The sequence below is a fragment of the Micromonospora endolithica genome (assembly GCF_003626595.1).
Classification (GTDB): Bacteria; Actinomycetota; Actinomycetes; order Mycobacteriales; family Micromonosporaceae; genus Micromonospora; species Micromonospora endolithica.
In genome coordinates this window covers 19,623-32,805 of sequence record NZ_RBAK01000001.1, presented here as the reverse complement: position 1 = coordinate 32,805, position 13,183 = coordinate 19,623, and the positions used below count along the sequence as shown (strand labels likewise).

The 13,183-nt window shown below is 68.1% G+C and carries 10 protein-coding genes; 7 read left to right on the top strand and 3 right to left on the bottom strand.

Annotation, left to right across the window (positions count from 1 at the left end; genetic code table 11):
- The first annotated feature begins 571 nt into the window (after positions 1-571).
- On the top strand, positions 572-4,993 hold the full coding sequence (locus D7223_RS00140; RefSeq protein WP_158610798.1) for an AAA domain-containing protein: 4,422 nt from the start codon (positions 572-574) through the stop codon (positions 4,991-4,993).
- Between the two features lie 9 nt (positions 4,994-5,002).
- Positions 5,003-5,821: a hypothetical protein gene (locus tag D7223_RS00135; RefSeq protein ID WP_120723505.1), complete on the top strand. Its 819-nt coding sequence runs from the start codon at positions 5,003-5,005 to the stop codon at positions 5,819-5,821.
- An 875-nt stretch (positions 5,822-6,696) separates the two neighbouring features.
- Here D7223_RS00135 and D7223_RS00130 read toward each other — a convergent pair.
- Both D7223_RS00130 and D7223_RS00125 read right to left on the bottom strand, forming a co-directional pair.
- Positions 6,697-7,341 (bottom strand): response regulator, encoded by a 645-nt coding sequence (locus tag D7223_RS00130; RefSeq protein ID WP_120723503.1) that lies wholly within the window; start codon positions 7,339-7,341, stop codon positions 6,697-6,699.
- A complete protein-coding gene (locus D7223_RS00125) occupies positions 7,329-7,664 on the bottom strand; it encodes a sensor histidine kinase (protein ID WP_120723501.1) in 336 nt (111 codons plus the stop codon). Before D7223_RS00125 ends, D7223_RS00130 begins: the two co-directional genes overlap by 13 nt.
- A gap of 165 nt (positions 7,665-7,829) precedes the next feature.
- Between D7223_RS00125 and D7223_RS00120 the strand changes: the two genes are divergently transcribed.
- From D7223_RS00120 to D7223_RS00105, 4 genes are read left to right on the top strand one after another with little or no spacing between them, the layout of a single operon-like run.
- The gene (locus tag D7223_RS00120; RefSeq protein WP_120723499.1) at positions 7,830-8,726 is read left to right on the top strand and encodes an ABC transporter ATP-binding protein; all 897 of its coding nucleotides are present in this window, start codon (positions 7,830-7,832) and stop codon (positions 8,724-8,726) included.
- Entirely contained in the window at positions 8,723-9,517 is a 795-nt protein-coding gene (locus D7223_RS00115; RefSeq protein ID WP_120723497.1) for an ABC-2 transporter permease, read from the top strand. Before D7223_RS00120 ends, D7223_RS00115 begins: the two co-directional genes overlap by 4 nt.
- Before the next feature lie 21 nt (positions 9,518-9,538).
- Positions 9,539-10,702 carry a sensor histidine kinase gene (locus tag D7223_RS00110; RefSeq protein WP_120723495.1) on the top strand — a complete coding sequence of 388 codons (1,164 nt, stop codon included), beginning with the start codon at positions 9,539-9,541 and terminating at the stop codon, positions 10,700-10,702.
- Positions 10,699-11,376: a response regulator gene (locus D7223_RS00105; protein WP_120723493.1), complete on the top strand. Its 678-nt coding sequence runs from the start codon at positions 10,699-10,701 to the stop codon at positions 11,374-11,376. The genes D7223_RS00110 and D7223_RS00105 overlap by 4 nt, the downstream gene beginning before the upstream one ends.
- A 7-nt stretch (positions 11,377-11,383) precedes the next feature.
- Here the strand turns inward: D7223_RS00105 and D7223_RS00100 are convergent, their stop codons facing one another.
- Positions 11,384-12,361: a 3-oxoacyl-ACP synthase III family protein gene (locus tag D7223_RS00100; protein ID WP_120723491.1), complete on the bottom strand. Its 978-nt coding sequence runs from the start codon at positions 12,359-12,361 to the stop codon at positions 11,384-11,386.
- A gap of 262 nt (positions 12,362-12,623) precedes the next feature.
- Here D7223_RS00100 and D7223_RS33290 point away from each other — a divergent pair, with 262 nt between their 5' ends.
- Positions 12,624-12,989, top strand: a complete 366-nt coding sequence (locus D7223_RS33290; protein WP_238161378.1) for a beta-ketoacyl-[acyl-carrier-protein] synthase family protein — start codon at positions 12,624-12,626, stop codon at positions 12,987-12,989.
- Positions 12,990-13,183 lie beyond the last annotated feature (194 nt).

The following is a 13,183-nucleotide window of genomic DNA, read 5'->3' as shown; positions in this document are numbered from 1 at the left end:
GGTGACGTGGTTGCCGTGCTGGTGCGTATGTAGCAGCAGGGCCGTAACCAACTCCTCAATCTTCTGTCCGGGTCACGCGCTTTCGATCCCCGGTGGCTATCGCTGGATGCCAAACACATCGTCGAATCTGCTCTACTTGCGCTGTCTTGGGATGGACCGTGGCGGAGCCCCACGCAGGCAGTCCGCCGGTCTGACCTCGTTACCAGCGCCCGCATCCCTCGACCGGCTATGGGCAGCCGTCTGGTTGTCGACGACGGCAGCTGCCTGGGGTTGACTTACGGCGCCCTGTTCCGCCAACGGTGCAGACTCGCCATGCTGTGGCAGGTCGTAGGTGGCCGCAACATCGAGGCCCGACATGAGGGGCAGCTTACCCGTCGGGTCCCGGGCGGCCTGTCGCGTCAAAGTGCGGCACAGTCGACGTCGACTTGCACCCTGTGCACTGTGTCGAGGCGCTAGATGTCTCACGTCCGGCAGATGGTTGCCTTCAGTAGTTGATTGCGTGCATCCTGTTGGGCTGGGCGAGCCCCGAGGAGGCATAATGCCGGACCCCGTGTCCCCAACGAGCCCTACCGTGAGACGTCTGACTCAAGGCCTCGTAGCGCACCTGCTCGCGCAGGTCAAGAGCAGCGAGCGGCCGAATCGCGACGCGATCGACGAGGCCAACACCTACTGGTTTCGTAGGCTGCCGCAAGGCAACGCGCGTTCCCGCGGACCGGTCATCATGCAGGTCGCCTACCCTCCGCCACCGGAACCACCTGTACCCCCAACAGCGCTTCGTGACCTGCTAGACGGTACGGAGTACGGCAATGCCGAAGGCCCGCCACTCCAGCTCGTGACGAGCGACAGTGGGCGCGCAGCGACAGGTCCGGCAATTTCCGACTCCCTTCGGCGGGAGTACGAGGACTGGCTCGCCGTGTGGACGAAGTGGGCCGAGCAGGAGCGTCGCGTGGGGGAGCAGCGCGCGACCTACACCTACCTGGAGCGACTTCAGCGCCTGGCACAGCAACGCGGCGATGCCGAGGAGCTTGTGCTGGGTGTCGGTCTCCTTACCTCCAGCGCCGCTGGCCGCTGGGCTGTTCGGCGGCACCTGCTGGTCTGGAACGCTGCCATCGTTGAGGACCCCGCGACCGACAGCCTGCAGGTCGCCTTGTCCCTCGACCGGCGGATGAAGATCGAGGACCAAGACTTTCTCACGTCACAGGACGGATACCGCGCCAAACCCTTCGAATCTCCTTGGTTCGATACGGGAGCGCAGCTACACCCCTTCTCGCCGGAGGTGGTACGCCTACTGCAACTCTGGCGGCGCCGATGCTGGGACCGTGCTCTCCACCTTGCTGACGACCGGTGGGAACCTCCGCTCCTCGACGAGGCCGACACGACACGGCTGACCCTCGCCCCAGCCCTGTTCCTCCGCCGCCGTGACCGCAAGGGACTGGAGCGGGTCTACCGCACCATCGCTGACAGCCTTGAGGACGCGGAATCTCCTACCCCCCTCGGGCTGGCGCAACTCGTGACCCCGATCGAGGCAACGGAACGCTGCAATTGGCTCAAGGGCGCGGGACGGGATCGCCCGGTCAACAGTGACGACCCGCTGTTTCCTCTCGCCAGTAACCGAGAGCAGCGCAGGGTGCTGGCCAAGCTCAGCGACGACACGACCGTCGTCGTGCAGGGCCCACCAGGCACGGGCAAGACACACACGATCGCCAACCTCATCTGCGCGCTGCTCGCCGACGGCCAGAGGCTGCTCATCACGAGCCAGAAGGACCAAGCGCTGCGCGTGCTCCGCGAGAAGTTACCCGAGTCGGTGCGGCAACTGTGTGTACTCATGACGGGCATGCAACGGACAGGAACAGACGAACTCGACCGCAGCATCACCGCGCTGTCGGAGCTGTCCTCCACGATCACCGTCGACGAGCTACGTAGCGACATCACCCAACTTCGGCAACAGCGCGCCAGCCTGAGCGCTCAGCTCAAGCAGACGATCCGGGGTTTGGGCGTGATCCGCGAGCAGGAGTACACGATTCACCCGCCGATCGCCGCTGGCTACGGCGGCACGCTCGCGCAAATCGTCGAACAAATCAACGCCGGCCGCGATCAGCACGGCTGGATCGAACCCCTACCCACCGGCGCCTGCGGGGATGCGCCCCTGTCGAACGACCAGGCCCAACAGTTGTGGCAGCTTCTCACCTCCGCCACACCAGAACGCGCCGCACGAGCCCAGCAGTTCATTCCCGACCCCGATCAGGTTCCACACGCCGCGGACGTCGCCGCCACGATCGCCACCATCGCTCACGCTGAGCGGATCCTCGGCGCCGACCACACCGCCACCGCCTGGTCACTCACCACCCTCGATGACGCCACCCTTGCTGAAATTCAGCGCCACGTCGCGGTTGCCACCGATGCCCTGGCATCCTGCGGCCTACCCGACGCGATCACTGACTGGGACCCCGCAGACTGGCGACGCAGAGCCGCCGAAGCGCTCCTAACCCGGCAAAGCCCGGCCTACTGGGAGGCCCTATTCGCCGAACTGCGAGAGGTGGAGCCCCACGTACATGCCCTCACGGCGCTCAACGACTGCGACATCGACCTGGGCGCTACACCCCTCACCGCAGCCCACCTCAGCCGCCTCTCGGGCCAGGCCAAGCGTCTGCGTAGGCACCTGGCCAATGGCCGACGCCTACGCCGCTACCTGCCCCCACGCGCCCAGCTCGACGCCACGGACCTACTGCAAAGCTGCACGGTTGACGGCGCCCCGCCCGCCACCACCTCAGAACTGACCGCACTGTCCACCTTCCTTCAGGCCGAAACAGCCGTCACCACGGCTCTGGAAGCATGGGCCCAGGTCGGCGTTCCGACGTTCCACGGGCCGCTACGCCGTCGAGTCGCACATCTCCACGACATCTCACACAACGCCTCGGCCCTGCGCACGCTCGCCGCCGTGCGGGACACAGTGGAGCGCCTTCTACGCAGCCACGGAATCCGCTTCGCAGTCCGCAGCCCGCAAGATTGGGACCTCCTCGTCCGCATTGGCCACAACCGAACGACTATCACCGGGGCACGGCAGGCGTCCGAAGCCATCACTGAGCTCACCAACAGAATGCAGACATGGCGCCGGAACCCAGACGTCGCCCCCGAAGCCGCCGAGCTCAGCGTTGCTCTCGGAAGCAGCGACATCGACCGTTACGCGGCCGCCCGCCGACAGCTTGATCTGGCCAGGAGCGACAAGGACGCACAACAGCGCTGCGAACAGCTGCTCCAGAGACTCTCCGCCGCCCACCCGGCACTCGCCACCCAGATCAGCGAGAACCTCAACGATCCAACCTGGGGACACCGCCTCAACGACCTCGAAGCGTCGTGGGCCTGGAGCGCAGCAGCGGCCTACCACCAGATGATCCGGCCAACAGATACCGAGCAGATCCACGAGCAGCGCATCGGCGATGTTGAACTAGAACTCAACCGCGTGACCGCAGAGCTAGCTGGTAAACAGGCTCTGCAACACTGCCTGGAACAAATAACGGAAGAACAGCGTCAAGCTCTCCAGTCCTACAAGACCAACATGGGCGCCTACGGCCGAGGGCAGGGCAAGAACAAGGACCGGTACCTCACCGCAGCGTTCGAGGCGATGAAGAACGCTCAGCAGGCCGTCCCCGCCTGGGTCATGCCCCTATCAGCCGTGATCGACACCATCACGCCACGACCCAACGCCTTTGACGTCGTCATCGTCGATGAAGCCAGCCAAGCCAGCGTCGATAACCTCTTCCTTCTGTGGCTGGCACCACGAGTCATCGTCGTCGGCGACGAGAAGCAGTGCGCACCCGGTGCCAACTACCGAAACAACGACTCCGAGGCCGTCCAAGAGAGCCTCGACCGGCACCTAGCCGACATGGAACTGAACCTCCGCAACGGCTTCCTCCCCACCTCAAATCTCTACGAACTCCTAGCCACCCGCTTCTCCGATGTCGTTCGACTCTCCGAACACTTCCGATGCATGCCCGAAATCATCGGATGGTCCTCTGCGCAGTTCTACGACGGCAGACTTATCCCACTCCGCCAGTTCGGGGCCGACCGCCTCGACCCCCTCAGAGTCGTGCAGGTCAACGACGCCATGGAAGAGGGACAACGGGCAACCCTGCGCAACCAGGTCGAAGCCAGCGCCATCATCGATCACGTTCAAAAGATCATCGACGACCCGATGTGCCGCAACAAGACCATCGGCATCATCGCGCTGCAGAGCGGCAAACAGACTCAGATCCTTGAGAAGCTGCTCTACGAGCGCATCGACCCGGCCGACATACGCCACCGACAAATTCGAGTTGGACAACCACCCGACTTCCAAGGCGACGAACGCGACATCGTCCTGCTGTCCATGGTCGTGACGAAGGCCAGAACGGCTCTCACCGGCCGCACCGAGCAGCGTCGGTACAACGTCGCCGCCAGTCGCGCCCGTGACCAACTCTGGCTGTTCACCTCGGTGCCCCCTAACAGCCTGAATCCCACCGACCTTCGCCACTCCCTGCTGACCTACATGCTCCACCCTCCGGCGACCTTCACGGTCGATCCCGAGCTCGATGACGTCACCCCCGACACCCGCACCGAACCCTTCGCCTGCCTGCTGCAGCAACGCGTCTTCCTGGAGCTGCGGCGCCGCGGCTACGCCGTAGTCCCGCACTACCCCGTCGACCACCGAGCCATCGACCTTGTCGTCGTCGGCGACAACGGCCGGCTGGCCGTCGAGTGCGACACACCGTCGCGGTACCGACAACCCGAGCAGGTCCAGCAGGAACTACACCGCGAGCGAGAGCTACGCCGAGCCGGTTGGCAGTTCATTCGCATCCGGGACAGCGAATACCTGCACGACCCCGCTGCCGCCCTCGAACCACTCTGGCAGCAGCTACAGCAACGAGGCATCGAACCCCGTTCGCTGCCCGCAGCACCACGCCAGCAGCCACGTTGGAGACCCACAACGCTGTCCGATGACGAAGACGACCTCTAGGAGACCCGCGTGCTCGAGAGCATCGACGACAACACCCTCGATGAGATCGCCCGAATCGCTTGTGGCGGCGACGACTACCCCGTGTATCGACGTGGGGCCGAGCTGCCCAAGCTTCTCCAACAAGCCGGCTGGGAGAACGTCGCGCCCTACAACGGCGAACAGCGCCGAAGCTGGCTCACCAACCAGCTCCGTCAACGTCGAGACGCAGCCGGGGCCATCGACGCGCTCGTCTGCCGCCTTGCCGACCGACGTGAGTACGTTCATCGCAACGAGCCCTTGGCCGCCGCCGAGGTCACCGAGCTACTCAACAGCATCCTCGCCATCGAAGGCTTCGAGATCGCACACAGCCAGGGGCGACCCGTCATTCGGCCCTACAAGCAGCCAGAGGACCAAGAGCAACAGTCACCAGACGTCATGCTCCACGTGGCCATGGCAGACATCGTCCGCGACGCCGACCTCGCGATCGTCCTTGAAAGTCGGCTCAACGAGGCACGTATCTGCGACCGCAACGGTGCCTACGCCAGCGCGATCATCATGCTCGGCAGCCTTCTGGAAGGCGTTCTCCTCGACGCCGTCAAGGCCCGCACGCCCAACGCACAAAAGCCTCTCGACAAGTGGACCCTGCACGAGCTGATCGAGACCGCCCACCATGAAAAGTGGATACAAGCCGACGTCCGCGGTTTCGCTGGAAAACTCCGCGAATACCGCAACCTCGTGCATCCCAACGCCCAGGTGAAGATCGGCCATGCTCCAGACCGCGATACTCTCAGCATGTGTTGGCCCGTGATCAACGCAGCCCTTAACGACTTGGCGGCCACCGCAACATGACACCGAGGCTGCGGCTGGCCGCTTGACGTACTCGACATGCCTCAAGAGATCCCGTGCGCCAGCGGGCCCCAGCCGTCGTCGGCCGGCTGACCAGCGCAGACATCGAACGAGGGCGGTGAATCTCGTGCACTGAGCGCCGAAGAATCCGACCGCTACGGCTGCCGGCATGTCGACCGGCTGAAGCGCGCCAAAGGCAGAAATTCTTAGCGGCGGCTCGCCGACGCCTGATTGAGCGGTCATAGGGGATAGCTGCACATTCATCTTGGCCAGTCGATGACGGGGCGAGCCGCTGCGCAAGGCATGTGGCCCAATGTGTCCGAGCTACCATTCATGCTCACGCACAGTGATGTGGATTTGGGGATTGAACTAATCTTAGCCGTACCGTAACCTATGGGCATGCGCACCCTGAATGGCGCACAGGTGATACGTACAAGAGTTCGAATCCCCCCTCGGACACCAGCTTGACATAAAATGTCCGGTTTTGGCCGGGCATTTTCTGCTTTCCTTGATCCCTTTGTCTAGCCCCCACGCTGCAACAATGCGTCGTGGGGGTTCAAGTCCGTCGGGACACTCATTCATTCGTTTCGAGTTCTGGGCGTCCCGGCATGTCTTCGCCCACATGACGGACTGGTCGACGCGAAGGCCTGGACAAGGTTCCTACGAGTGCGGCCCAGGTCGACCAACGCCTCACGATCACCTCGACCCAAGGCTAACTCGACGTCGACCGTGTTGTGCGGTCCGGAACCGATCACGACGAAGGCTGCTCGGAGAGGTCGGCGAGGGCGGCCTTTACGACGACGGTGAGGACTGGAACCCCCGCGCACCCGGCGTCGTACCACCCAGACCCGGTTGCGGAGCGGAACGGCAGGCGCTCGTCATCGGTCCCGGTCGTCGAGGTAGGCCAGCACCGCGAGTACCCGCCGGTGGTGGCTCGTCGATGGGGGCAGGCCGAGCTTGGCGAACAGCGCGTTGATCAGGTTGCTGACCGACTTCTCGGTGATGACGAGCTTTTCGGCGACAGCGGCATTGGAGTGGCCCTCCGCCATGAGTCGCAGTACGTCCTGCTCCCGTGGGGTGAGCTCGGTCAAAGCGTCGCGGCTATGCAGGAGCCGCGTGACTACGTCGGGGTCGATGACGGTGCCGCCGGCCGCGACCTGGCGCAGCGCGGCTACGAACTGGCGAACATCACCGACCCGGTCTTTGAGCAGGTAGCCGACCGCACCGGCACGGTCGGCGAGCAGTTCTCGGGCGTAGAGCCGCTCGACGTACTGGGAGAGTACGAGCACCGGAAGGCCGTGCACCCGCTGTCGGGCGGCTATGGCGGCGCGCAGCCCCTCGTCGGTGAACGTGGGGGGCAGCCGGACGTCGACCACGGCGATGTCGGGACGAACCTCGACCAGCCGCTCGGCGAGGCCGGTGCCATCGGCCACCGTCGCCACGACGTCGAAGCCGTACGCGGTCAGCATGCGGGTGAGACCGTCGCGGAGCAGCGCCTGGTCTTCGGCGATCAGGACGCGCACGGCAACTCCATGTCGAGCACCGTCGGACCGCCTGCCGGGCTGCTCACTCGCAGCTCGCCGTCGAACGCGGCCAACCGTCGCTGGATGCCGAGCAGGCCGGTGCCGCGGGCCGGGTCGGCGCCGCCGTGTCCGTCGTCCCGGACGGTGATGTGCAGGGCCGTGCCGTCGTCGGCGATGGTCACGTGCACGCGAGTGGCGCCACTGTGCCGGCCGGCGTTGGCAGGCGCCTCGGCGACGGCGAAGTACGCTGCGGCCTCGACCGGGGCGCCGAGCCGCCGGTTCAGCATGAGGTCCAGGTCAGCCGGAAACACGGTGTCGTGCACGAGCGCCTCGACCGCTGCGCCCAGCCCGTGGCCACCCGCCGCCGCTGGCCTTCCGCGGGTCCGCCGGAGGTAGCACGACATGCGACCACCGGTGGAGGAAGCGGGCCGGCAGGACGATCCTCGCGACGGTCGGCCGGCCCGCCGCCGGTGCCTAACGTCATAGGCATGATTGAGGTGCAAGCGCTGACGAAGCGCTACGGCGACAAGGTCGCCGTCGATGAGTTGACCTTCACCGTCAAGCCGGGCCAGGTCACCGGCTTCCTCGGTCCCAACGGCGCCGGCAAGTCGACCACGATGCGCATGATCCTCGGTCTGGACCGTCCGGCGGCCGGGCAGGCGCTCGTCACCGGCCGGCCGTACCGCGAGCACGCCGCACCTCTCACCGCGGTTGGTGCACTGCTCGAGGCCAAGTCCATCCACAAGGGCCGCACGGCGCGCAGCCACCTGACTTCGCTGGCGCAGACCCACGGCATCAGCCGCGCCCGGGTCGACGAGGTGCTCGGCCTGGCCGGCCTGGAGTCGGTGGCAGACCGGCGGGCGGGTGGCTTCTCGCTCGGCATGGGCCAGCGGCTCGGCATCGCGGCCGCGCTGCTCGGCGACCCGGCCGTGATCATCCTCGACGAGCCGGTCAACGGGCTGGACCCGGACGGCGTGCTCTGGGTGCGCAATCTGCTGCACGGGCTGGCGGCGGAGGGCCGGACCGTGCTGGTCTCCAGCCACCTGATGAGCGAGATGGCCGTGACCGCGGAGAACCTGATCATCATCGGCCGGGGCAAGCTGCTGGCGGACACCTCCATCGACGACCTGATCGCCCGGGTTGGGGTCGGCACGGTGACGGTCCGCAGCCCGCGGGCGGCCGAGCTGCGGGACGTGCTGACCGCGCACGGCGCCACGGTGACCAGCGTGGAACCGTCCACCCTGCAGGTGACGGACCTGCCGGTAGAGGAGATCGGTGAGCTGGCGCTCGGCCGGGAGATCGTCCTGTACGAGCTGACGCCGCGCCGGGCCTCGCTGGAGCAGGCATACATGGAACTGACCCGCGAGGCGGTGGAGTACCGATGACCACGACCACGAAGCTCACGTTCCCCCGGCTGGTGCGCTCGGAGCTGACCAAGCAGCTCTCCCTGCGCTCCACCTGGATCGTCATGGGCGTCACGATCCTGCTCGCCGTCGGCCTCAGCGGCGTCATCGCCAACGGCTACAAGGGCGCGCTGCGCCGGGGCGACATGGTGGCGTCGATTCCGGACGCGATCGCCTCGGCGTTCCTGCCGATCGACTTCGTCATCCTCATCCTCGGCGTCTTCGGCGTGCTGCAGATCACCGGTGAGTACAGCACCGGCCTGATCCGGGCCACGCTGACCGCGGTTCCCCGCCGGCTGCCGGTGCTCGCCGCCAAGGCCCTGGTCCAGATCGCGATCACGCTCCCGGTGATGCTGGTGATCGCGTTCGGCTCGTTCTTCCTGAGCCAGGCGGTCCTCGGCAGCTACGGCGCGTCGCTCGGCGACGCGGGCGTCTTTCGCGCCGTCCTCGGCGCAGCCGCCGCGCCGATCCTGATGGGCCTGCTCGGGCTCGGCATCGGCACCGTGTTGCGGCACAGCGCCGGCGCGATCACGACCCTGGTCGCGATTCTCTTCGTGCTGCCGGTGCTGATTGCGCCGGCGTTGCCGGAGCGGATCGCCGACGACGTCGCCAAGCTCACCCCGACCGTCACCGGACAGGCGATGTACACGCTGGGCGGCGGGACCGAATCCTTCGTGATGCTCTCCGCCGCGGCCTCCGCCGGAGTGCTGGTCGGCTGGGCCGCCCTGTTCCTGCTCGGCGGCGCGACGCTCCTGAAGGTCCGGGACGCGTAGCGCCGTCGTACTCTGCCGGTGATGCGTACTCTGCGGACCGCGTTCCGTCGGCACCCCCGGTGGGTCGACACCGGCTTGGTCGTCCTCCTCATGCTGGTGGAGGGCGCCGGGTCGATGTCGGCCGGCGCGGGGGTTCTCGCCTGGGTGGTGTACGTGGCCGTGCACGCACCGTTGGTGTGGCGGCGGCGGGCCCCGGTGCTGGTGTTCTGGGCCGTCTACGTCGTCGTCGTGCTGTCCGCGTCGGTCGGCGGGATCCTCGCCACCGGGATCTTCCCGGAGGCGGCGCTGGTGGTCGCCATCTACACGGTGGCGCGGCACTGCTCCCGCCGGCACCTGTGGCCGGCGGTCGCGGCGATTGAGGTGCCGGCCGCCGTGGCCCTGCTGATCGACGGCCCGAAGTGGACCTCCCTGGGCTTCATCACCTCGGTGCTGGCCGCCGCCGTCCTGCTCGGGATCACCGCGAGCACCCGCCGCGCATACCTCGATCAACTGGAGGAGCGGGCACGCCGGCTGGAGTTCGAACGCGACCAGCAGACGCGGCTGGCGGCCGCCGCCGAACGGGCCCGGATCGCCCGGGACATGCACGATGTAGTGGCGCACAACCTGGTGGTGATGGTCGCGCTCGCGGACGCCGCGGCGATCACTGTGGGTGCCGACCCGGAGCGGGCGGCCGGGGTGATGACGCAGGTGTCCGAGACCGGCCGGCAGGCGCTCGGCGAGGTCCGCCGCCTGCTGGGGGTGCTGCACGACACCGACGACACCGACGAGAGCGCCGGCCGCAGCCCGCAGCCCGGCCTGGACGATCTGGACACGCTGGTCGAGCAGGTCCGCGCCACCGGCTTGCCGGTCGCACTGACCAGGACCGGGGTGCCGGGGGCATGGGGGCCGGGCGCCGGGCTCACCGTCTACCGGATCGTGCAGGAGGCACTGACCAACACGCTCAAGCACGCCGGGCCGGACGCCACCACGACGGTCCGGCTGGACTTCCGCGCGAACGGCGTGGACCTGGAGATCGTTGATGATGGGGCGGCGCGGCCGGTGGCCAGGTCCGACGGGCGCGGGCTGGCCGGGATGACCGAGCGGGCGGCCGCGTACGGTGGTGGGGTCGAGGCCGGTCCCGCCGCCGGCGGCCGTGGTTGGCGGGTGTCGGCGAGGCTACGCTTCGAGGGCGGGAGCGCGATGTGAGTACCAGGATCCTGCTGGTGGACGACCAGCCGCTGCTGCGGCTCGGCTTCCGGATGGTGCTGGAGGCGCAGGCCGACCTCGAGGTGGTGGGCGAGGCCTCGGACGGCGGGCAGGGTGTCTCGATGACCCGTACGCTGCAGCCGGACGTGGTGCTGATGGACGTCCGGATGCCGGTGATGGACGGGATCGAGGCGACCAGGCTGATCGTCAGCTCCGGCTCGCCCGCGCGGGTGCTGGTGCTGACCACCTTCGGGCTGGACGAGTACGTATTCGAGGCGCTGCGGGCCGGGGCCAGCGGCTTCCTGCTCAAGGACGTGCCGCCGGCCGACCTGCTCACCGGCATCCGGGCGGTGGCCGTGGGCGACGCAGTGGTCGCGCCCAGCGTCACCCGCCGGCTGATCACCGCGTTCGCCCGCCACCTGCCGGACGTCACCACCGGCCGGTCGGCCACCGACGAGCGGCTGGATCGGCTCACCGAACGCGAGCGCGAGGTGCTGGCCGAGGTGGCTCGCGGCCGGTCCAACGCGGAGATCGCGGCGTCGCTGTCGCTGTCCGAGGCGACGGTGAAGACCCACGTCGGCCGGGTCCTGACCAAGCTGCACCTGCGCGACCGGGTGCAGATCGTGGTGTTCGCCTACGAGGCCGGCATCGTCCGGCCGGGCGACTCCGGCTGACCGCCGGTCACCAGCGCAGCAGGGCCAGGCCGACGGTCATGCCGCCGCCGAACGCGGCCAGCAGAATCAGGTCGCCCGGCGCCAGCTGGTCGCGCCCGGCGGCGAGGGTGACCGGCACCGACGCGCATCCGGTGTTGCCGAGCGTCTGCACGGTGGCGTGGGTGCGCGCGGACGGCAGCGCGAGCCGGTCGCTGAGTCCGGCGACCAGATGGCCGTTCGCCTGGTGCGGGACGAAGTGCCGGATCTCGCCGTCGTCCACGTCGTGATCGGTGAGGAACCGCTTGATCGCCGGAGGCAGCTGCAGCTCGATGAACTCGCGGACCGCCCGGCCCCGCATCTTGAAGAACTGCTCGCCGGCAGCCAGCGCCCGCTCGTCCAGCGGCATCCGGCTGCCACCGCCCGGCACCCCGATCAGATCGTGGTGCTCGCCGAAGCTGGCCAGCCGGATCGCCTCGATGCCGCGCCCGGGCGGCGCCGGGCCCAGCAGCACCGCACCGGCCCCGTCGCCGAACAGCGCCACGGTGCGCCGATCGGCCGGGTCCAGGATGCGGGAATAGATGTCGACCGCAATCACCAGGGCCAGGCCACCGGCGCTGATCCGGCGGGCGACCTCGACGGCGTACAGAAAGCCGGTGCAGACCGCGTTGAGGTCGAAGGCGTAGGCGTTGCGGGCACCGAGCCGATCCTGCACGATGCACGCGGTCGGCGGCTGCGGGGAGTCCGGTGTGGACGTTGCGACCACGATGACCGTCAACTGCTCCGGATCCACCCCGGCCCGGTCGAGGGTCTCCTTCGCGGCGGCCCAGGCCAGGTCCGACGCGGCCTGCCCGGGATGCGCCCAGCGGCGGGCCCGGATGCCGGTCTTCGTCTCGATCCACTCCGCGGTCACGCCCGCGGCCGGCCCGATCTCGGCGTTGCTGACCTCCCGGTCGGGCACGTAACTGCCGCAGCTCAGCACGCCGACGGTCGGTGGCGAAGCGGTCATCGGACGGCCCCTTCCGGTTGGTACGCCGATCGTAGGAACGCCCGTGACCGCGCCCCAACCCCTACGCAGAGCGCCGCAAGGCCGGCTTAAGAAGTCAGCGGATCGTTGCCGATCGTCCCGCGACCAACTGCTCGCCGGCGGGAAAGGCACAGCTGATGACCCCTCCGGACGTCTTCATCAAGAGCATCGGGGTGCACCTGCCAGCGCTGACCACGGTGCCGGCCGCGGTGGTCCGCGGGACTATCCCGCGGCCGAGGCCGCGTTGCACGAGCTGGGCGAGGCGGCGGTCGCCGGCGATGTCCCCGCGCCCGAGCTGGCGCCGCGCGCGGCGCGGCAGGCCGTCGAACGGGCGGCCCACGATCCGCACGACGTCGGCCTGCTGCTCTACGTCGACGCGTGGCACCAGGGCCCGGACGGGTGGCAGCCGCAGTACTACCTGCAACGGCACCTGGTCGGCGGTGACCCGGTCGCGATCGAGGTACGCCAGGGCTGTAACGGGATGCTCGGCGCGTTGCAGCTCGGCGCGGCGTACCTGCGCGGTGCCGCGGCCGAGCACGCGCTGCTGGTCGCCGCGGACAACTTCGGCACCCCGATGATCGACCGCTGGCGGATGGGCCCGGGTTCGTAGCCGGCGACGCGGGCAGCGCGGTGCTGCTGAGCACCGAGCCGTCGTTCGCCCGGGTGGCCGCGACCGGCTCGGTCGCAGTGGCCGAGGCGGAACAGATGCACCCGCGACGAACCGCTCTTCCCACCCGGCCCGACCACCGGCAGCACGCTGAACTTCGCCGACCGCAACGCCGAGTTCAAGAAGGCCTCGCAGGG